The 21150-nt window shown below is 71.9% G+C and carries 13 protein-coding genes; all 13 read left to right on the top strand.

All coding sequences use genetic code 11. The features are described 5' to 3' along the window. Positions 1–66 precede the first annotated feature (66 nt). The 13 genes from ACFVY3_RS08160 (at position 67) to ACFVY3_RS08220 (ending at position 21108) form a co-directional block, all read left to right on the top strand. The gene (locus ACFVY3_RS08160; protein WP_290258457.1) at positions 67–1038 is read left to right on the top strand and encodes a MoxR family ATPase; all 972 of its coding nucleotides are present in this window, start codon (positions 67–69) and stop codon (positions 1036–1038) included. Between the two features lie 46 nt (positions 1039–1084). After that, complete coding sequence (locus tag ACFVY3_RS08165) at positions 1085–2416, top strand: DUF58 domain-containing protein (RefSeq protein WP_400159366.1); 1332 nt, start codon at positions 1085–1087, stop codon at positions 2414–2416. Further along, the gene (locus tag ACFVY3_RS08170) at positions 2413–4914 is read left to right on the top strand and encodes a transglutaminase family protein (protein WP_400159367.1); all 2502 of its coding nucleotides are present in this window, start codon (positions 2413–2415) and stop codon (positions 4912–4914) included. The genes ACFVY3_RS08165 and ACFVY3_RS08170 overlap by 4 nt, the downstream gene beginning before the upstream one ends. Beyond that, positions 4911–6398 carry an RDD family protein gene (locus ACFVY3_RS08175; protein ID WP_400159368.1) on the top strand — a complete coding sequence of 496 codons (1488 nt, stop codon included), beginning with the start codon at positions 4911–4913 and terminating at the stop codon, positions 6396–6398. The genes ACFVY3_RS08170 and ACFVY3_RS08175 overlap by 4 nt, the downstream gene beginning before the upstream one ends. Further along, positions 6395–7438, top strand: a complete 1044-nt coding sequence (locus ACFVY3_RS08180) for a PP2C family protein-serine/threonine phosphatase (RefSeq protein WP_400159369.1) — start codon at positions 6395–6397, stop codon at positions 7436–7438. Before ACFVY3_RS08175 ends, ACFVY3_RS08180 begins: the two co-directional genes overlap by 4 nt. After that, complete coding sequence (locus ACFVY3_RS08185; RefSeq protein WP_400159370.1) at positions 7425–9248, top strand: hypothetical protein; 1824 nt, start codon at positions 7425–7427, stop codon at positions 9246–9248. The genes ACFVY3_RS08180 and ACFVY3_RS08185 overlap by 14 nt, the downstream gene beginning before the upstream one ends. Then, positions 9245–10930: a serine/threonine-protein kinase gene (locus ACFVY3_RS08190; RefSeq protein WP_400159371.1), complete on the top strand. Its 1686-nt coding sequence runs from the start codon at positions 9245–9247 to the stop codon at positions 10928–10930. The genes ACFVY3_RS08185 and ACFVY3_RS08190 overlap by 4 nt, the downstream gene beginning before the upstream one ends. 25 nt (positions 10931–10955) lie before the next feature. After that, positions 10956–11660: a hypothetical protein gene (locus ACFVY3_RS08195; protein WP_400159372.1), complete on the top strand. Its 705-nt coding sequence runs from the start codon at positions 10956–10958 to the stop codon at positions 11658–11660. Further along, positions 11657–16114 (top strand): FtsK/SpoIIIE domain-containing protein, encoded by a 4458-nt coding sequence (locus ACFVY3_RS08200; RefSeq protein WP_400159373.1) that lies wholly within the window; start codon positions 11657–11659, stop codon positions 16112–16114. Before ACFVY3_RS08195 ends, ACFVY3_RS08200 begins: the two co-directional genes overlap by 4 nt. A gap of 79 nt (positions 16115–16193) precedes the next feature. Beyond that, complete coding sequence (locus ACFVY3_RS08205; RefSeq protein ID WP_400159374.1) at positions 16194–17471, top strand: LssY C-terminal domain-containing protein; 1278 nt, start codon at positions 16194–16196, stop codon at positions 17469–17471. 87 nt (positions 17472–17558) lie between these two features. Further along, entirely contained in the window at positions 17559–17825 is a 267-nt protein-coding gene (locus ACFVY3_RS08210) for a hypothetical protein (RefSeq protein WP_290257160.1), read from the top strand. A 233-nt stretch (positions 17826–18058) separates the two neighbouring features. Beyond that, positions 18059–20281: an NAD-dependent DNA ligase LigA gene (gene ligA, locus ACFVY3_RS08215; RefSeq protein ID WP_400159496.1), complete on the top strand. Its 2223-nt coding sequence runs from the start codon at positions 18059–18061 to the stop codon at positions 20279–20281. After that, positions 20278–21108, top strand: coding sequence for an inositol monophosphatase family protein (locus ACFVY3_RS08220; RefSeq protein WP_400159375.1), 831 nt, complete (start codon positions 20278–20280; stop codon positions 21106–21108). Before ligA ends, ACFVY3_RS08220 begins: the two co-directional genes overlap by 4 nt. Positions 21109–21150 lie beyond the last annotated feature (42 nt).

The following is a 21150-nucleotide window of genomic DNA, read 5'->3' on the forward strand; positions in this document are numbered from 1 at the left end:
ACGCCGCCGGGAACCCCTCCCGGCGGCCCCACCCCGCACCCCCCGAACCCAGAAGAGGACCACGCCATGACCATGACCACCGAACAGGCCGAGTGGTTTGCCGGCACCTTCGACAAGCTCGTCGCCAACGTCGGCCAGGCCGTCCTCGGCAAGGAACATGTCATCCGGCTGACGTTCACGGCCATGCTGGCCGAGGGGCACGTGCTCTTCGAGGACGCCCCCGGCACCGGCAAGACCTCCCTGGCCCGGGCCCTCGCCGCCACCGTTCAGGGCTCGAACAGCCGCATCCAGTTCACCCCGGACCTGCTGCCCTCCGACGTCACCGGCGTGACCATCTACGACCAGAAGACGCAGAAGTTCGAGTTCCACAAGGGCCCGATCTTCAGCAACATCGTCCTGGCCGACGAAATCAACCGCGCCTCGCCGAAGACCCAGTCGGCACTGTTGGAGGTTATGGAGGAGTCCCGCGTGACCGTGGACGGCACCACCTACGAGGCCGGCCGGCCGTTCATGGTGATGGCCACCCAGAACCCGATCGAACAGGCCGGCACTTACCGGCTGCCGGAGGCGCAGCTGGACCGCTTCCTGATCAAGACCTCCATCGGCTACCCGGACCACGCCTCCACGGTCCAGCTGCTCGGCGGCGCCAACCTCAAGGACCGGTCCAAGGAGATCACCGCCGTGATCACCACCCAGGCCGTCGCGGACATGGCCGACCTGGCCGCCACCACGCACGTGGACACCGCGGTGCTCGAATACATCTCCCGGCTCTGCGAGGAGACCCGCAACGCCGCGGAGACCCGCCTGGGCGTCTCCGTCCGCGGAGCCCTCGCGATGGTCCGCGCCGCCAAGGTCTGGGCCGCTGCCCAGGGCCGCAACTTCGTCCTGCCCGACGACGTCAAGGACCTCGCCGCCGTCGTCTGGACCCACCGGCTGGTCATGGACCCGGAAGCGGAATTCTCCGGCGCCACCGCCGACGCCGTGCTCACCCGGGTGCTGGCCGACGTCGCCGCCCCGCAGCAGCGCGCCGCCGTCTAGCGTCCCGCTTCACCTCGTATTTCCCGCACGAACGAAGGCCACCCCTATGTCCACCGGCACCCCGCTGACCCGGCTTGCTGACCGCCTGAAGCAGCCCTTTTCCCGGGCTGCCGTGCCCGCGCGGCTGCACCCCTCCGCCGTCTGGGCCGAGGCCCGCGGCACCGCCGCCCTGGCGCTGGCCCCCGCCGCACGGCTGGTCCGCGACCGTTTCCGGCGGCACGTCCAGCCGGTCCTGGCCGTGGTCAGTGTCCTCGGCTGGGCCGTGCTGGCCGGCTCCGTGCTGCTCTGGATCCTGGGCCAGGCCTACGGCTGGGCGGAGGCGCAGGCGGCGGCGATCGCCGCGTTCGTGCTCTTCGTGCTGGCCGTCGGGTTCATCCTGGGCCGGTCCTCCTACGGCGTGCTGCTGGACCTCGCCCGGATGCGGGTGGCGGTGGGGGACAGCGCCGTCGGCAGCATCGCGGTGTCCAATACCTCGGCCCGGCCGCTGCTGCCCGCCGCCCTGGAACTGCCGGTGGGGTCCGCGACGGCGGTGTTCCACCTGCCGCGGATGAAGCCGGCGCAGGTGCACGAGGACCTCTTCACCATCCCCACCGCCCGCCGCGCCGTGATCGTGGTGGGCCCGGTCCGTTCGGTGCGCGCCGACCCGCTGCACCTGCTGCGCCGCCAGGTGCTCTGGACCGAACCGCGCGACCTGTTCGTGCACCCCCGCACCGTGCCCCTCGCCGGGTCCGCCGCCGGCTTCATCCGCGACCTCGAGGGCATGCCCACCACCGAACTCTCCAGCGCGGACGTGTCCTTCCATGCGCTGCGCGACTACGTGCCGGGCGACGACCGCCGGCACATCCACTGGAAGACCACGGCCCGGACCGGCAAGCTCATGGTCCGGCAGTTCGAGGAGACCCGCCGCGCCCACCTGGCGATCTCGCTCTCGACCAACACGGACGAATACGGCTCCGAGGAGGAGTTCGAACTCGCCATCTCCGCCGCCGGATCCATCGGCCTGCAAGCCATCCGGGAACAGCGCAACCTCGACGTCCTCACCCAGCAGGGCCCGCTGCGCTGCGAGACCGGCCGCAACATGCTCGATGACATGACCCGCATCGTGGGCGCGTCGCAGCGGAAGACCGCCGTCGACCTCGCCCGGACGCTCGCCGATACCGTCCCGAACGCCTCGGTGGTGTTCTTCATCGTCGGCAGCAACGTCACCCCCACGCAGTTGCGCTCCGCGGCCGCGTCCGTGCCGCCGGGTGTCCGCAGCCTCGCCGTCCGGGTCCAGGCCGGCGCCGCCCCCTCCCGCGCCAACATCGCGGACCTGACCGTCCTCACCCTCGGCGACCTCGCCGAGCTCGCCATCGTGCTCCGAAAGGCGGCCGCATGAGTGCCACCCCGCTGCGCCGCGACCGCACCCCCGCCAGCCGAAAGCCCGCCACCCGTTCCGCCGCCACAATGTCGGGGTTCGGCGACGGGCAGCCGGCCTGGCACTACCTGCTCGACGCCGGCGTCCTCACCGTGCTGCTGGGCCTGGGCGTCCTGGGCTTCAGCCTCAGCTTCGGCGGCGACCCGTACTACCTCGTGGCCGGCCTCGGCGGCGTCCTGCTGGGCCTCGGCGTCGCCGCCGCCTCCGTGCACCTGCGCCTCGGTGGCCTGGCCACGGCCGCGCTGACCCTCGCCGCCTACCTGGTCTTCGGCACGGCGCTGGCGGTCCCGGGCGCGGCCTTGGCCGCCGTGCTGCCCAGCCTGGAATCGCTCCGGACCCTGCTGACCGGCATCGTCTTCGCCTGGAAGGACATGCTCACCGTGGGCGTGCCGGTGGGGACCGCGGGTGGCACCCTGATCGTGCCGTTCCTTAGCTCGCTGCTCACCGCCCTGGCCGCCGGGCTGTTGATCTGGCGGCTGAAGAACCCGTACTGGCCGCTGTTGCCGGTCCTGGTGCTGTTCATCACCGGGATCGCCTTCAGCACCAACGCCGCGTTCCTGACCGTGGAGCGCGGCACCGCCCTGACCGTGATCGCGATCGCCTGGGCCACCTTCCGCCGGGACGCCCTGCGCCGCAACAGCACCCGCACCGTCTCGGTGAACCGGCCGGACGCGGACCCGGCCGCGGCCCGTGCCGCCCGGCTTCGGCGCCTCGGCACCGCCGCCGGCGTGATCGCCGTCGCCATCGGCACCACCGCCGTGACCTCCCCGCTGCTCACCGGCGGGGACGATCGTCGGGTGCTGCGCAACGCCGTCGTCCCGCCATTCGACCCGAAGGACTACGTCACGCCGCTGGCGAGCTTCAGGAACTTCGTCAAGGACAAAAAGGACGACAACCTCTTCCTGGTCAAGGGCCTGCCCAAGGACGGCCGGGTCCGCCTGGCCGCGCTTGATTCCTTCAACGGCACCAACTACTCCATGGATCCCAACGGCTCCGGCAGCTTCAGCAAAGTGGGGGACGCCAAGTCGCTGAACACCCTCGCCGACTCGTCCGGCGTCGTGCCTACCCGGGACTACACCCTCGACGTGACCATCGAGGACTACCAGGGCTACTTCCTGCCCGGCGGCCGGAAAACCACCGGTATCAGCTTCACCAGCGACGGCTCCGGCGCCGCGTCCGGCCTGTACTTCAACTCCGGCACGGACACCGCCGTCACCACCCGCGGCCTGGCCAAGGGCGACTCCTACAGCGTCCAGGTGGCCGACCCGGTGATGCTCGAACACGGGCAGTTGACGCAGTACGACTTCGCCAAGGACTCCCTGCCGGACCCCGAGGAAGTCCCGCCCGTGGTGGGCTCCCAGGCGAACGACCTGGCCGCGGACGCGCCCACCGCGATCGATCGGGTGCGGCAGATCGAGGCCCACTTCCAGAAGAAGGGCGCCTTCAGCAACGGCCTGATCGACGACGGCCAGCTGCCCAGCGTCTCCGGCCACAGCTCCAACCGCATCCGCGCCCTGCTGACCGCCAAGCAGATGCTCGGCGACGACGAGCAGTACTCCGTGGCGATGTCCCTGATGCTGCGGCACCTGGGCATCCCATCCCGCGTGGTGATGGGCTTCTACCCGGACCCCAAGGGCCCGGAAAACGGCGCCGGCCAGGTGCAGATCACCGGCAAGGACGTCCACGCCTGGGTGGAGGTGGCCTTCGACCGCGTCGGCTGGGTGGCCTTCGACCCCACCCCGCCCAAGGACAACGTCCCGATCCCACCTGACCCGGAGAACAAGTCCAAGCCCAAGCCGCAGGTGCTGCAGCCGCCGCCCCCGCCGCAGGAGCCGGCCGAGCTGCCGCCGGACTCCTCCCCGGACGCCCTGGACGCGGATGAGAAGAAGAACAACCCCTGGCTGTTCTGGGGACCGCTGCTCTCCGCGATCGGCGTCGCCCTCATCCCGGTGGCCGTGATCGCGCTGCCACTGCTGCTGATCGCCCTGCTGAAGTCCCGGCGGCGAAAGGCCCGCTTCACCACCGGCAACCCCTCCCAGCGCGTGGGCGGCGGCTGGAGCGAGGTGCTGAGCCTGGCCACCGACCTGGGCGCCGGCGTGGACGGCCGCGCCACCCGGCGGGAAACCTCCGTGGTGCTCGGCGAGGCGTTCCCCGCCAGCAAGGGCACGACGACGCTGCTGGCCCACCGCGCCGACGCCGCCATCTTCGGCGCGGGCGAACCCAGTGAGGACCAGGTGCGCCAGTACTGGGAGATCGTGGAGGGGTCGCTCAAGGAAATGACCGGGACGATGGGCTTCTGGCGGCGCCAGCAGGCGAGGTTCTCGCCGCGCTCGCTGCTGGCCGAGGGCCGCGCCGCGCTTACGCTGCGCAGCCTCAGGCCGGTGCTGCCCGGCAGGAAACGGCCCGGCCGGAAGCCAGCTAGTACAGTGGAGCCCGGTCCGCCCCAGGAACCACAGTGACGCTTCAGGAAGACCCGCACCGAGCCATGACCGACGCCAGCCGCTGCCCGCGCTGCCAGCAGCCGATCCGCCCGGGCGCCACTTTCTGCCCCGCCTGCGGGACGCCGCTGGCCAACCGCGCCGCCCACTCCGTCCCCTCCGCCCCGCGGAGTGTCCCCGGACCCGGTACTATCCCGGTAGCGCCAAACAGTCCGGGCGGCGCCACATCACGGGACGCCCGGCCGGCCGGCGCGGACGTCCACGGACCAGGGGGAGGTACCGCGTTGCCGAACAAGCTTGAGCTGGTTCCAGCGACCGCGCAGCGGCGTCTGGGGGCCGCGGTGCTGGACTGGACGGGCCCGGTGGCGGTCCTGGCGATCCTCTTGGCCCTCGGGTTCTCGCAGGTCACCCGCACCCGCAGCAACGGAACCATCATCTACAACACCTCCTCGCTGGTGCTCTTCGGCGGCATCGGCCTCGGCATCGCCGCGGTGTACGTGATCGTCCAGGCGGTGCTCGAGTCCCGTTCCGGCGTCACCCTGGGCAACCGCGTGCTGGGCCTCCGGACCGCCGACGCCGACGGGTACGCCCCCGGCGGCGGCGCAGTGTTCCTGCGCGGGCTGATCACCGGAGCCGGCGTGCTGCTGGCCGCCGTGGCCGCGGTCCTGGTGGTGGTCTTCCGATGGTTCGGCGCCGCGCAGTGGATCCTCGGGGCCGCCGTCGTGATTGCCGCCGTATGGGCCGTCCTGGTGGTCATCTCCAACCGGTGGGACAAGAACAACGGGCTGCGCGGCTGGCACGACGCCGCCGCCAAGACCCGGATGTTCGACGTCGCCGCCGGACGCAACCCCATCACCACCGGCGGGATCCAGGGCCCCTACAGCTTCGCCCCGCTCGACCTGCCGCCGGTGCAGCAGGTCGCCTCGCCCGTCGCGGGTGCCGCACGGCTGGATGCCCGGCCCGCGGTGGCTGCGCCTGTTTCTGCCCCGGCCGCCCCTGCGCCTGAACCCGCTGCCGCGGCGCCCGCCCCCGCCGCCGTCCCCGCTCCCGCCGGGTTCGCCCCGATCGAGGCCGTCCGCAGCACCCCGGCGAACAACCGCGCCTTCGGCGTCCACCCCGACGACGATCATGACCGCACCCAGGTCCGCGGCGACTCCTCCGCGCCGATCACCCTCGCCATGCTGCGGATCCGGATCGACGACGGCCGGGAAATCGAGCTCGACCGCGCCTCGCTGATCGGGCGCAACCCCGCCGGCCACCCCGGCGAGGACGCCGTGCAGCTGATCCCCGTGGCCGACCCGGGCCGCTCCATCTCCAAGACCCACCTGCACCTGCAGGCCGGCGACGGCGGTATCTGGGTGACCGACCGGAACTCCACCAACGGCAGCGCCGTCACCACCCCGGACGGAATCCGCACCGCGCTGGCCCCCGGAGAGCCCACCCACGTACGCCCCGGCTCCACCGTGCACTTCGGTGACCGCTCCTTCTACCTAGGACAGGCATGACAACACAGCCGTCTCCCGTTCCCTCCGCCGAAGCCCCCGCGGGTGCAGCCAGCAGCGCAGCAGGCAGCGCCCCCAGCGGTACTTCCAGCGATGCGCCAAGCCTCCGGCTCAACTGCGGCTACGGCACGGACCGGGGCCTCCGCCGTGAAATGAACGAGGATTCCTACATCGCCGCGGACCCGGTCTTCGCCGTCGCCGACGGCATGGGCGGACACGAGGCCGGCGAGATCGCCAGCGGCATCTGCGTCCGCACCCTCGCGGGCATCCCGCAGCTGGCCACCGGGGAACGCGACGCCACGGCGGCGGGCCTCCAGCAGTACCTGGTTCAGGCCGACGCGGACATCCGCGAGGCCACCGGCTCGCGGGCCGGCACCACCCTCACCGGCGTCGTGGTGGTGGAGCAGCGCGGCGTGCCGTACTGGCTGGTCATGAACATCGGCGACTCCCGCACCTACCGGCTCAGCCAGGGCAAGCTCAGCCAGGTCAGCGTGGACCACTCCGAGGTCCAGGAACTCGTCGACGCCGGGGAGATCACCAAGGCCGAGGCCGCCGTGCACCCCCGCCGCCACGTGGTCACCCGGGCGCTGGGCACCGGCGACGAGACCGAAGCGGACTACTGGCTGCTGCCCGTCGAGGAGGGCGACCGGATGCTGGTCTGCTCCGACGGGCTGAACGGCGAGCTCGACGACGAGCAGATCGCCGGCATCCTTGCCGGCGAGCCGGACCCGCAGGCAGCGGTGGACCAGCTCATCCAGGCGGCGTTGCGCAGCGGCGGCCGCGACAACGTCACCTGCATCGTGGTGGACGCCAGCAACGTGGCCGGCGACGGCGGCGCCCACACCGCGCCGCGCACCCCCGGCGAGGCCGAGGACGAGAACACACTCCCGCGGCCCGAACTGGTCGACACCGACGTGCTCCCGGCCAGTATTTCTGAGACGCAGGACATCACCGCCGACTCCGCCGCGACCGAGGTCCTGGACGTGGCCCTCGACGGCGCTGTGGCCGATGCCCCTGACCGGGACAGCCATGGCAAGCGCTGACGCCGCGGCGGCTCACATTGCTGAGCAACGGGCACAGCTGAGCTACCTGCCGGGGGACTGGCTGGGGATCATCCGCGGCGGCACCGTCGTGCTGCTGCCGCCTGACACCGGGCGTTCCCTGGTGGAGCCGCTGTGGGCGCTGCTCGGCCGGTCCCCGGAAATCCACGAGGTGCTCGACGCCGTCACCGCCGCCTCGGGCGGGTCGCTGTTCCGGCTGCCGTGGTTCGGCGTGGTGGGCCTGGCGGCACCCCTGCGGGTGTTCCTCCGCGGCGAGATCGACCTGACCGTCCGGCTCGACGGCGGCACCACCACCGAACTCAGCGGCCGCGACGTGACCACCTGGACCGAGCGCCGGCTGCCCGCCGCTGAGGGTTTCGAGGCCGTACTGCCCGCGGTCACGGGTGACTCGGCTGCGGCTGCGACTGCGACTGCGACTGCGGCCGCGGAGCGGCTGCCGCTGGCCGAGGGCGTCGTGATGCTTCGGGGGCTTGTCTGCACGTTCGACGGCGGGACGCCCGGGACGATGCAGAGCCCGGCAGCGGTGGCACCTGCGGCTGCGGCACCCCGCGACGAGGTGCTGCTCGCCGCCGCGGCGGCGGATGTCGAGGCCGAGCTGGCCGACGAAGCCGCCGACCAGGCCGCCGATGAAACCGACGACCAGACCCAGATCGAATCCGGCGACGCCGGCAGCTCTGCCGACACCGTGCTGGAACTGCCGGAGGATCTGGCACCCGAGGAGCCTGAAGCGGCAGAGCCCGCACCCGCCGAGCCCGCACCCGCCGAGCCCGCAGCCGCCGCTTCGAAACCGGCCGCATCCGAGCCCACGGACCAGGACGTACCCGGGACGCCCGAGCCGGCCGAGGCCGAACCGACCAGCAGCTACGACCACCTCTGGGAACAGACCGTGCTGCGGACCATCGAGGACGCCGCCGTCCGCGAGGACCCGGATGCCGACGGGGAACCCGCAACGGCCGCGGCCGAACCCGCCGCGGAACCGGAGCCGGTTTTCGCCCCGGAACCGGAGCCCGCGGTGGCCCCGGCCCCCGCGGCGCCCGCCGTGCCCGGTGGCCTGATCGATTCGGTGCCCTGGGCCACCGGCGGCGACCGCGCGGCCTCCGCCCCCGCGCCGGTGCCTGCACCCACGCCGCCGGCCCAGCAGGGTCCGCCGTCGGTGATCCACGCCTTCGCCCGGCCGGATACGGCCCCGGAAAGCCCCGCGTCGGCATCACCGGCCGTGGCGCAGGGCGCAACCGACGACACGGACCACGACGGCCAGACCATCATGAAGAGCGCGCTGCCCGGCAGGGGAGCGGCCCCGCTGCAGGCGCCTCCGGAGCCGGCTCCCGGCACGGGTCCCATGGTCCTGGCCCGGGTCTGCCCCCGGGGCCACGCGAACCCGCCCACCAGCGCCGCCTGCGCGTACTGCGGCCAGGCCCTGCCCGGCGACGGCGTGCAGGTCCGGCGCCCGCGCCTGGGCCGGGTCCGGCTCTCCACCGGCGAGCTGATCGACCTGGACCAGTCCCTGATTATCGGCCGCCAGCCGTCGGTCTCCCGGGTCCAGGGCGCGGTCATGCCGCGCCTGATCCAGGTGGCCAGCCCCGGCGGCGATATTTCCCGCTCGCACGTGGAGGTCCGGTTGGAGGGCTGGCACGTGATGCTCTGCGACCTCAAGGCCACCAACGGCACCGTGCTCCTGCGTGAGGGCCAGGCCCCGCGCCGGCTCGCCCAGGGCGAGATGGCGATCGTGTTCGACGGCGACATCGCCGAACTCGGCGACGGCATCCAGCTGCGCTTCGAGGAACTGCTGTGAACGCCAAACGCCCCGCCGCGCCGCCGCCCACCATCCCCGGCTTCAGCTACGTCAGCCTGCTGGGCTCCGGCGGCTTCTCCGACGTCTACCTCTACGAACAGGACCGTCCGCGCCGCAAGGTGGCGGTCAAGGTGCTGCTCTCGGACCTGAAGACCGAGGGCGCCCGCCGCCGGTTCGAGTCCGAGGCCAACCTGATGGCCCAGCTCTCCTCGCACCCCTACATCGTGACGATCTTCGAGGCCGAGATCACCGACGCCGGCCACTCGTACCTGGCCATGGAGTACTGCTCCCGGCCAAGCCTGGACGTCCGCTACCGGCGCCAGCGCTTCAGCGTGGACGAGGTCTTGGCCGTCGGCATCCAGGTGGCCTCCGCCGTCGAGACCGCGCACCGGGCCGGGATCGCCCACCGGGACATCAAGCCCGCGAACATCCTGGTCACCGACTACAACCGGCCCGCGCTGACGGACTTCGGCATCTCCGGCACACTCGCCGGGGACCAGGACGAGGACGCCGGCATGTCCATCCCGTGGTCCCCGCCGGAACAGTTCAGCGACCGCCAGATCGACGGCGTCCTGGTGGACGTCTGGGCGCTCGGCGCCACCCTCTACACCCTGCTGGCCGGCCGGTCCCCGTTCGTCCTGCCGGGCGCGGATAACTCCCAGCGCGAGCTGATTTCCCGGATCACCAGCATGCCCGTGCCCAAGCTGGGCCGCGCCGACGTGCCCGAGTCCCTGGAACTGGCCCTGGCAACCGCGATGGCCAAGGCCCCGGCGTCGCGGTACTCCTCGGCGCACGCGTTCGCCCTGGCGCTGCAGAGGATTCAGGCCGAACTGAATCTCTCGGTGACCCCCTTCGAGGTCCTCGAGGAACCCCGCGCCGACGAACCGCATCCGGATGACAGCTTCGAGGAGACGCGGGTCCGCAGCATCGCGGCGATCGACCCGGACGCTACCGGGCACGGGCCCACGTTCCCCACCCGGTTGCCCGGGGTTACGGCGGCGACCGCTCCCGCGGCGGCACCACCGCCTGCACCTGGCAGCGATACGGTCCGCCGCCCATCCGGCGCCTCCGCCCCGCGGCCGGGCAGCGACGCCGTCAAGAAGCCCGGAGCCCTGCCCTCCTTCACGCCGGCCGCCCCCGCGGAGGACGACGACGTCGCGGCCACCGTCAGCCGTTCCAGCCGGCAGGCCTCGGGGGACACTGACGCGGCGGCAGCCGACGCCGTCGGAGACAGCACCGCCGCCCCCGACCACCGCCGGCGCAACCTGGTGCTCGCCGTCGTCGCCGGCGCCGTCCTGGTGGTGGCCGCCGTCGTCGGCGTCGTGGCCGGAACCACCCGCCCGGCGCCCGCCGCCAAACCCGCCGAACAGGTCAGCCGGCCGCCCGCCGACGCCCTGGACAACGGCACGGTCCCGGACGTGGAGAACCTCACCGGAGCCGTGGACGCGGCCGGGAAGGTCACCTTCACCTGGAAGAACCCGCAGCCCAAGCCGGGCGACAAGTACAAATGGCGGACCTACTCCCTCCAGGGCACGGGGGAGTTCCAGGCGGCCGCCGAACCCAAGGTGCAGGTGGAACCGAATCCCTCGGGTGAGACCTGCATCCAGGTGATGATGGTCCGCGCCGACGGGGCCTCCTCACCGATGGAACAGCCCTCCATCGGCTGCGCCAAGAAACCGTGACCACCACCCGAGAAGGAGAACCATCATGGGGGACCTAGCGATCGATTTCTGCGGCGAATGGCACGAACCATCCGACGAGGACATCTTCAGCATCGGCCGCGAGGGCGACCTGGAGGTCGATGACAACCCGTACCTGCACCGGCAGTTCCTGCAGATCGCCCGCTACGACGGCATCTGGTGGCTCAGCAACGTGGGCAGCATGCTCTGCGCCACCATCGCCGACGCCTCCGGCGGCATGCAGGCCTGGCTGGCCCCCGGCGCCCGGATCCCGCTGGTCTTCAGCCACACCAACGTCATCTTCACCGCTGGCCCCACCACGTACGAGTTCGCCGTGCACCTGCGCACCCCGTCCTTCCGGCAGGAATCCCGCGGCGAGGACAGCGGCGGCGACACCACCATCGGGCCCGTGGTCTTCACCGACTCGCAAAAGGCCCTGATCGTCGCCCTCGCCGAGCCCATGCTCCGCCGCGAGGGCACCGGCTTCAGCGCCATACCCTCCTCCGCGGAGGCGGCCAAGACCCTGGGCTGGACCCTGACCCGATTCAACAGAAAGCTGGATAACGTGTGCGACAAACTTGACCGGGTGGGAGTCGCCGGACTGCGCGGCGGCGGCGGGAAGCTCGCCACCAACCGCCGGGCCCGGCTCGTCGAACATGCCGTCACCTCACACCTGGTCACCCCCGCGGACCTGGTGCTGCTGGAGACCCAGCGCGGAAGCGGGGACGCATGAGGATCCGCCTGACCCTGCGGCGTGACCCCGCCGAGGCCAAGGACCTGGCCGTCACCGTCGACGGCCTCGCCACCGTGGCTGACATCGCCACGGAACTCTGGGCCGCCGACCCGGCCCGGCGCGGCACCCCCGCGCCGGCGAACCTCTCGCTCCGGATCGAGGAGGCCTTCGCCGCCGGCGGTTCCACCGGCACCGTCCTGAACCGGGAAGACGGCCTGCTCGAATCCGGCCTCCGGCCCGGCTCGATCATTTCCCTCACACAGGTCAGCGAGCAGTTCGCCGTCCCCGGGGCGAACCGGGGCCCCGCCGCGGCGACCCTGCGGATCCTCTCCGGGCCCGACGTCGGCCGCGAATTCCCGCTGCCCTCGGGCACCAGCTACGTGGGCCGGGACCGCGACGTCGACATCCGGCTCAACGACCCGCTGACCTCCAAACGGCACGCCCGGATCACGGTGGGCGAGAGCATCGAGATCGTGGACACCAACTCCGCCAACGGGCTGCTGATGGACGGGCTGCCGGTTACCCGTGCCACCCTGACCTCCTCGGACACCGTGACCCTGGGCGACACCACGGTCTCGGTGGTCTCGCTCGGCGGCAGCCAGGGCGCCGCCCCGAGCTCCCCGCTGATCGACTTCAACCGCTCGCCCCGCGTGGTGCCCCGGTTCGAACCGCGCAAGCGCACCGTGCCGTCCGGGCCCACCCGCCAGGAACGCCAGCCCTTCCCGTACATCATGCTGATCGCCCCGCTGATGATGGGCGCCGTGGTCTTCGCGGTCACGCAGAACATGATGTCCGTGGTCTTCATGCTGATGATGCCGCTGTTCGTCGTGGGCCACTACATGGACCAGAAGATGCAGTCCCGGCGCGAACGCAAGGAACAGCTCAAGTCCTTCCGCGCCGCCATGGCCGCGTTCCAGGCCGACATCACCGGGCTGCAAAAGGTGGAACGGGCCGTCCGGCTGCAGGAGGCACCTTCCGTCAGCGACACCGTGGACTCGATCTACAAGCTGGGGCCGCTGCTGTGGACCCACCGCCCCGAACACACCGGCTTCCTGGGCCTGCGCTTCGGCCTGGGCACCGCCCCGTCCCGGATCCAGTTCGAGGAACCGCAGAACAACGAGACCGACCCCGAGTTCATGGCCGAGATTCAGGACTGCCTGCACCGGTTCGCCGAGGTGGAGGGCGTGCCGATCGTTTCGCAGCTGCGCACCGCCGGTTCCTTCGGCCTGGCGGGCGCCCGCGGCCTGGTGGACGACGTCGCCCGCGGCATGGTGCTTCAGCTGGTGGGCCTGCACTCGCCGGCCGAGGTGGTCCTCACCGCGATCACCTCCGCCCAGTCCCGGGACCGCTGGGACTGGCTGCAGTGGCTCCCGCACGCCGGCTCCGGGCACAGCCCGCTCGCCGGGGACCACCTTGCCGCCGGTCCGGCCGGCGGCACCGCCCTGCTGTCCCGCCTCGAGGACCTGATCGACCAGCGCGAGGCCGCCTCCCGCGAACCCGCCCCGGCGCTGCGCCCCGGTTTCACCGACCGGCCCGGCGAAACCGCCGCGGAGGTCCCCGCCCCGCAGCTGCCCACCGTGCTGCTGGTGGTCGAGGACGACGCCCCGGTGGACCGCGGCCGGCTCACCCGCGTCCTTGAGCGCGGCCCCGACGCCGGCGTCCACGTGATCTGGGTGGCCGCCTCGGTGGAACAGCTCCCCGCCGCCTGCCGGGACTTCATGGCCGTCGACGGCGAACACGGCACCACCACCGGCCAGGTCCGCCTGGGCCGGCACACCTTCCCGGTCTCCTGCGAGAGCCTCGACGCCGGCCTCGCCGCGCAGCTGGCCCGCATGCTGGCCCCCGTCGTCGACGTCGGCAAGCCGCTCGAGGACGACTCCGACCTGCCCCGCGCCGTCTCCTACGCCACCCTGATCGGCAAGGACTTCCTGGACAACCCGCAGGCTGTCGCGGACCGCTGGAGCGAGAACAATTCCGTGCATGCCTCCGCCTCGCCCAACCGCAAGGACAACGGCTCGCTCCGCGCGCTGGTGGGCTCCAAGGGCATCGAACCGCTTTACCTGGACCTGAAGAACGAGGGCCCGCACGCGCTGGTGGGCGGCACCACCGGCGCCGGCAAGTCCGAGTTCCTGCAGTCCTGGGTGATGGGCATGGCCGCCGCGTACAGCCCGGACCGGGTCAGCTTCCTGTTCGTGGACTACAAGGGCGGCGCCGCGTTCGCCGACTGCCTGCAGCTGCCGCACACCGTGGGCCTGGTCACCGACCTGTCCCCGCACCTGGTCCGCCGGGCCCTGACCTCGCTCCGGGCCGAGCTGCACCACCGCGAGAAACTGCTGAACCGCAAGAAGGCCAAGGACCTGCTGGAACTCCAGCGCCGGGCCGACCCGGAGGCGCCGCCGTACCTGATCATCATCGTGGACGAATTCGCCGCCCTCGCCACCGAGGTGCCCGAGTTCGTCGACGGCGTCGTGGACGTCGCCGCCCGCGGCCGTTCTCTGGGCCTGCACCTGATCCTCGCCACCCAGCGCCCCGCCGGCGTGATCAAGGAGAGCCTACGCGCCAACACCAACCTGCGTGTGGCGCTGCGGATGGCGGATGAGGACGACGCCGTCGACATCCTCGGCGTCCCCACCGCCGCCTACTTCGACCCGTCCATCCCGGGCCGCGGCGCCGTCAAGACCGGTCCCGGCCGGATCCAGGGCTTCCAGACCGGCTACGCCGGCGGCTGGACCACGGAGAAGCCGCAGCGGCCCCGGATCGACGTCGTGGAAATGGCGTTCGGCTCCGGCCCGGCCTGGGCCGCCCCGGCCGAGGCGGACCCGGCGGCCGAGCAGCCCGCCGGCCCGAACGACATCGCCCGGATGACGCAGAACATCCTGCGCGCCGCGGACGTGCTCGCCATCGAGCCTCCCCGCAAGCCGTGGCTGGACGAGCTGGCCACCACCTACGACTTCTCCCTGCTGCCGAACCCGCGGACGGACGAGCGGCTGCTCCTGGGCGTGGCGGACGACCCCGCGCACCAGGACCAGCCCACCGTGTTCTACGAACCGGACCGGGACGGAAACATGGCCATCTACGGCACCGGCGGCTCCGGCAAGTCCGCGGCGCTGCGCGGCATCGCGATCGCCGCGGCCGTCACCCCCCGCGGCGGCCCGGTGAACGTCTACGGCATCGACTGCGGCTCCGCCGGACTGCGGATGCTCGACGAGCTGCCGCACGTGGGCGAGGTGATCGACGGCGACGACGTCGAACGCGTCGGCCGCCTGCTGCGCTGGCTCCGCGACCTGGCCGACGACCGGTCCGCCCGCTTCGCCGAGGTCCGCGCCAGCACCATCGTCGAATACCGCCGGCTCTCCGGGATGGCGGACGAAAAGCGCATCTTCGTCCTGGTGGACGGCATCTCCGCCTTCCGGGAGACCTTCGAATACAGCAAGCTCTCCGGCCTCTGGGACATCTTCCTGCAGCTGGCCACCGACGGCCGGCCGCTGGGCATCCACCTGGTGGTCGCCGGCGACCGGCCCAACGCCGTCCCCGCCTCCCTGCTGGCGTCCATCCAGCGCCGGCTGGTGTTGCGGCTGTCCTCCGAGGAGGACTACCTCTCCATGGACGTCCCGCGCGACGTCCTGGGCGCCGGCAGCCCGCCCGGCCGCGGCCTGCTCGGCGGCCTCGAGGTGCAACTGGCCGTCCTGGGCGGCAACTCCAACCTCGCCGTCCAGGCCCGCGAGGTGCACAAACTGCGGGAGGCGATGCTGCGCCAGGGCGTCGAACGCGCCCCGCAGATCGAGCGCCTGCCCGACTCGGTGGACCTGGACCTGCTGCCCGCCGGCAGCCCGGACCTGCCCGTGATCGGTGTCGACGACGAGACCTTGCAGCCGGCCGAAATCCTGGCCAAGGGCCCGCTGCTGCTGGCCGGCCCGCCCGGTTCCGGCCGCACCGTTGCCCTGGTGACCTTGGCCCATGCCCTGCGCCGCTCCAACCCGGGCGTGGAGCTGATCTACCTGGGCTCCCGGCGCTCCGCGGCCGCGTCCCTGAAGCTCTGGGACCGCTCCGTGGTGGGCGCCGACGACGTCGACGAGATGATCGACGAACTGGTCGACTACAGCACCGGCACCCCCGGCAAGCTGGCGATCTTCATCGAGGGCCTCACCGAGTTCACCGACACCCTGGCCGAATCCGGCCTGGCCCGGCTGGTGACCGCCTCGATCAAGGCCGAGCAGTGGGTGGTGGGCGAATCTGAGACCTCCACTTGGTCCTCCGCCTGGTCCCTGGCCCAGCCCTTCAAGTCCGGGCGCCGCGGGCTGCTGCTGAACCCCGGGGACATCGAGGGTGACAGCCTGCTCAACACCTCCCTGGGCCGGGTCAGCGGAGACTTCATCCCGGGCCGCGGCTACATCGTGGGCCGGGGCAAGGTCCGCAAGCTCCAGGTCGCCCTGCCGCCGGAAAACCGGGCCTAGGAGCCGACCCCTGCCGCCGGGGACGCAGTGGCGTCCCCGGCGGTAGGGTGTGGGCATGACCCGGGTAAGGAATCGGGCGGTGGCCGCGCGGAGGGTGGCCCCCGGCGGCGACACGGCACTGGACAACGCCCTCTTCGTCTTCAGCGGTGTGGCCGCCCTGTGGCTCGCAAGCATCCTGTTTGAGGCGAGCCTGGACTGGAGCCGGGCCTGGTTCGCCGTCGTCTTCTGGGCCGCGCTCGCGTACCTGGTGCTGCCCCGGCTGCACCGGATCCTCACCCGCATCTACCTGCCCGACTACTTCATCGGCCGGGCCCGGACCAGCGACGGCCTGCTGGGGGACCCGGTGAACGTGGCGCTGCTCGGCTCGCCGGCACAGGTCCACACCGCCATGCGCCGGGCCGGCTGGACCCTGGCCGACCCGGTTGACCTGGCCAGCAGCCGGCGCATCATCACCGCCACCCTCACCCGCCGCAGCTACGACGAGGCGCCGGTCAGCCCGCTGTTCCTCTTCGGCCGGCAGCAGGACTTCGCGTACCAGCAGGAGGTGGACGGCAACCCGGGCAAGCGGCACCACATCCGGTTCTGGCGCTGCCCGCCCGGCTGGGTCCTCCCCGGCGGTGCCGCCGTGGACTGGGTGGCCGCCGGCACCTATGACCGCTCCGTGGGCCTGTCCCTCTTCACCCTGCAGGTCACCCACAAGATCGAGGAGGACATCGACAGGGAACGGGACTTCGTCCTGGCCAGCCTGCGCGCCGCCGACCCCGCCGTCGGGGTGCGGATCCTGCGCGACTTCTCCTCCGGCTACCACTCCCGCAACGGTGGGGGAGACACCATCTCCACCGACGGGCACCTTCCCGTCGTCGACCTCACCGGGGTCACGGCCGACGCCGGGGCGGTGCCGCCGCCCGCCGTGACGGCCGTCCGCCCGCCCGCGCCCACCCTCTTCGGCGTCGGGCTCGCCGCCCTCCGCGGCCTCGCCGCCCTGGCTCTCGCGGCCCTGATGGCCGTCTCGGACCCGGGCTCGCTGCCGCTGGCGGACCGCGCCGGGGAACAGCTGCCGGTGGTCGTCGCGGTGATCGCCGTGTTCGGCTTGGCCGAGCTGGCGCTGGGCTGGTTCGTGCTCCGCGGCGGCAACCGCGCCCGCGTGGCCACCATGCTGCTGAGCGCACTGGCCATCATCGCCCAGGCCGTCGACGTGCTCACCGGCGGACCCGCCGTGACCTTCCAGACCAACCTGGTGGGCCTGTCCTTGGACATCCTGCTGATCATCGCCCTCACCAGCCGGCGCTCCCTCAGCTACGCCCGCAAGGCCGATGGGCAGGGGTCCCCATCGACGCTGGCGGAGGCGGCAGGGTAGGTTCTTGGCATAGGAACTTCCGGATCAGCCGGGGGCCGCTGGGGACGCCGAGAGGTTCGGGTCCGACGATCTAAGGAGATTTTTCGCATGGCTATTTGGGGTGCAGATGTTGATCAGCTGAAGGCGCTGGGGTCCAAGCTGCAGGCCGGGTCGCAGGAAATCGATAACCAGAAGTCGATGCTGACCAAGGTCCTGGCCGGCACGCAGTGGATGGGTCCGGACGCGGAGAAGTTCCGCAGCGAGTGGAACGGCGAGCACGTCGCGGCCCTGACCCGGGTGTCCCAGGCGCTGCAGCAGGCCGGCCAGCAGGCGGTCCGCAACGCCACCGAACAGCAGAGCGCCTCCGCCCGCTAAACGCGGCCGCGGAAACAACCCGCCCACTACGCAGCAGGTCCGGACGCACCGCGTCCGGACCTGCTGCATCCCCCGGCCGGACGGCTTCTCCGGAACCGGATAACTTTCCGTGCGGACACAATGTCCGTGTTCTAAGGCAGGATAGGTCTGTGAGCACAGCGAAGACCGCAGCAGACAGCGAATCCACGGCCACCGCCCCCGGCAGCGACGGCGGCGCCGTCCCGTCCGAGGCCATCCGCGAGGAGTACGAGCAGCTGGTCGAGGAGGTCCGCAAGCACCGCTTCGCGTACTACCAGGAGGACGCCCCGGTCATCTCCGACGCCGAATTCGACGAACTCTACCGGCGGCTGGAGACGCTCGAGGCAACCCACCCCGAGCTGGTCGCCAACGACTCACCCACCCAGGAGGTGGGCGGCGAGGTCTCCGCCGCGTTCACCGCCGTCGAGCACCTCACCCGCATGTACAGCCTCGAGGACGTCTTCTCGGTCGAGGAGGTGGAAGCCTGGATCGCCAAGGCCGAGGCCGGCATCGCCAAAATCGGCAACGGCGGCACCCCACCGCAGTGGCTCACCGAACTCAAAATCGACGGCCTGGCCGTCAACCTCCTCTACCGCGACGGCGTCCTGGTCCGCGCCGCCACCCGCGGCGATGGCACCACCGGCGAGGACATCACCCACAACGTCCTGACCATCAAGGAAATCCCGCAGCGGCTCACCGGCACGGACTTCCCCGCCGAGATGGAGATCCGCGGCGAGGTGTTCATCCCGTCCAAGGATTTCGCCGCCTTCAACGAGGCCCTGATCAACGAGGGCAAGGCCCCGCTGGCCAACCCGCGCAACGCCGCCGCCGGGTCGCTGCGGCAAAAGGACCCGGCCGAGACCGCCAAACGGCCGCTGAAGATGTACGTCCACGGCATCGGCGCCCGCGAGGGCCTGCAGACCCGGAGCCAGTCGGACACCTACCGCCAGCTCGCCGACTGGGGCCTGCCCACCAGCCCCTACTTCGAGGTGCTGCCCGGCCTGGCCGAGGTGCTGGACTTCATCAAACGCTACGGGGACAAGCGGCACAGCCTCAGCCACGAGATCGACGGCATCGTCGTCAAGGTCGACGACTTGGCCACCCAGCGGGCGCTGGGCTACACCAGCCGCGTGCCCCGCTGGGCGGTGGCGTACAAGTACCCGCCCGAAGAGGTCAACACCAAGCTGCTGGACATCGCCGTCAACGTCGGCCGCACCGGCCGTGTCACCCCGTTCGGCATCATGGAGCCGGTCAAGGTCGCCGGCTCCACCGTCAGCATGGCCACCCTGCACAACCAGGACGTGGTCAAGGCCAAGGGCGTCAAGATCGGTGACGTCGTCATTCTGCGCAAAGCGGGCGATGTGATCCCGGAGATCGTCGGCCCGGTCCTGGCACTCCGGGACCAGCAGGACCCGCCGGTCCGGGACTTCGTCATGCCCACCGAATGCCCGTCCTGCGGCACCCCGCTGGCCCCCGGCAAGGAGGGCGACGTGGACATCCGCTGCCCCAACGCCAGGTCCTGCCCCTCGCAGCTGCGCGAACGTGTCTTCCACGTGGCCAGCCGCGGCGCCTTCGACATCGAGGCGCTCGGCTGGGAGGCCGCCGTCGCCCTCACCCAGCCCACCGAGCCCGAGACCCCGCCGCTGACCAGTGAGGCGGCCCTGTTCCGCCTCACCCCCGAGGACCTCGCGGACGTCCGGATCCGGCGCGAAAAGCGCAGCAAGGGCGTGGGCACCGGCGAGTACGAGCTGGTCCCGTACTTCTACACCAAGGGCACGGCCAAGAACCCGTCCAAGCCCACCGCCAGCACGGTCAAGCTCTTCGCCGAGCTGGAGAAGGCCAAATCCCAGCCGCTCTGGCGCGTGCTGGTGGCCCTCTCCATCCGGCACGTGGGGCCCCGCGCCTCCCGGGCGCTGGCCACCGCCTTCGGCAGCATGGACGCGATCCGGCAGGCCTCCGAGGAGGAGCTGGCCGGGGTGGACGGCGTGGGCCCGGTGATCGCCGTGGCGCTGAAGGAATGGTTCGCCGAGGACTGGCACCGCGAGATCGTGGACAGCTGGGCTGCCGACGGCGTGCGGATGGAGGACGAGGTTGACGACTCCACCCCGCGCACCCTGGAAGGCCTGACCGTGGTGGTCACCGGCAGCCTGGAGGGCTTCAGCCGGGACGAGGCGAAGGAGGCCATCCTGATCCGCGGAGGCAAGGCCGCCGGCTCGGTCTCGAAGAACACCGACTACGTGGTGGCCGGGGAGAACGCGGGCACCAAGCTGGACAAGGCCGAGCAGCTGGGCCTGCCGGTGCTGGACGAGGACGGCTTCCGGGCACTGCTGGCCGAGGGACCGGCAGGCGTGGGCGGCGGGAGCGGCGAGGAAGCCGACGACGACGGCGCGGCCGACGAGTCCGAGACAGTCGCCGACGCAGGGACCGACGCCGAATGAGCGGGACGGACGCGGCCTTTCCCGCCCCGGAGGCGTTCCTCGCCCTGGCCCGGGAGGCGGCAGCCGCCGGCGCCGCCGTCCTGGCCGGCCGCAGCTCGGCGGACCTGGGCGTCAGCAATAAGGGCGATGCGGGGGACTGGGTCACCGACTTCGACCTCGCCGCCGAGGCCGCGGTCCGGGGCGTCATCACCGGCGCCCGGCCCACGGACACCATCACCGGCGAGGAGGGCGGCACCGTGCTGCCCGACGACTCCAGCGGCTACCGCTGGTCCGTCGACCCGCTGGACGGCACCACCAACTTCATCCGCAACATCGTCTACTACGCCACCTCGGTGGCGGTCGCCGGGCCCGACGGCGCCTGGCTGGCCGGCGTCGTCCACGCCCCGGCACTGGGCCGGGTCTACTACGCCTCCCGCGGCCAGGGCGCCTGGCTCGAGGAGAACGGCCGCCGGACCGCGCTCAACGGACCCGTCCAGGGCAGGACCGGCCAGATCCTGGCCACCGGTTTCAGCTACGACCCGGCGGTCCGCGCCGAGCAGGCCGCGGGCCTGGCGCAGCTGATGGGCGGCTTCGCGGACGTCCGCCGGCTGGGCTCCGCCGCGCTGGACCTCTGCCTGGTGGCCGACGGCACCCACGACGCCTACGGCGAACGCGGCCTGAACGAACACGACTTCGCCGCCGGCGCCCTGATCGCCGAGGAGGCCGGTTGCTGGGTCCGCCGGCCGCGGCTGACCAGCGTGCTGAACGGCGGGCCCTCGGACGAGGAACGCCTGGGCGCCTGGACCTGCGCCGGGCCGCTGGAGCTCTCCGGCGCCTTCCCGCTCTGATACCTCAGTCACGGAAATGGGCGTTTGGCCGGCCGGCCCGCA

This window comes from Arthrobacter sp. BPSS-3 (assembly GCF_044628475.1).
Lineage (GTDB): Bacteria > Actinomycetota > Actinomycetes > Actinomycetales > Micrococcaceae > Arthrobacter.

Bases quoted from the DNA above. Each gene is read 5' to 3' on its own strand.
- ACFVY3_RS08165 (WP_400159366.1), top strand. From the start codon at position 1,085: ATGTCCACCGGCACCCCGCTGACCCGGCTTGCTGACCGCCTGAAGCAG.
- ACFVY3_RS08195 (WP_400159372.1), top strand. From the start codon at position 10,956: ATGGGGGACCTAGCGATCGATTTCTGCGGCGAATGGCACGAACCATCC.
- ACFVY3_RS08185 (WP_400159370.1), top strand. From the start codon at position 7,425: ATGGCAAGCGCTGACGCCGCGGCGGCTCACATTGCTGAGCAACGGGCA.
- ACFVY3_RS08200 (WP_400159373.1), top strand. From the start codon at position 11,657: ATGAGGATCCGCCTGACCCTGCGGCGTGACCCCGCCGAGGCCAAGGAC.
- ACFVY3_RS08180 (WP_400159369.1), top strand. From the start codon at position 6,395: ATGACAACACAGCCGTCTCCCGTTCCCTCCGCCGAAGCCCCCGCGGGT.
- ACFVY3_RS08220 (WP_400159375.1), top strand. From the start codon at position 20,278: ATGAGCGGGACGGACGCGGCCTTTCCCGCCCCGGAGGCGTTCCTCGCC.
- ACFVY3_RS08170 (WP_400159367.1), top strand. From the start codon at position 2,413: ATGAGTGCCACCCCGCTGCGCCGCGACCGCACCCCCGCCAGCCGAAAG.
- ACFVY3_RS08160 (WP_290258457.1), top strand. From the start codon at position 67: ATGACCATGACCACCGAACAGGCCGAGTGGTTTGCCGGCACCTTCGAC.
- ACFVY3_RS08210 (WP_290257160.1), top strand. From the start codon at position 17,559: ATGGCTATTTGGGGTGCAGATGTTGATCAGCTGAAGGCGCTGGGGTCC.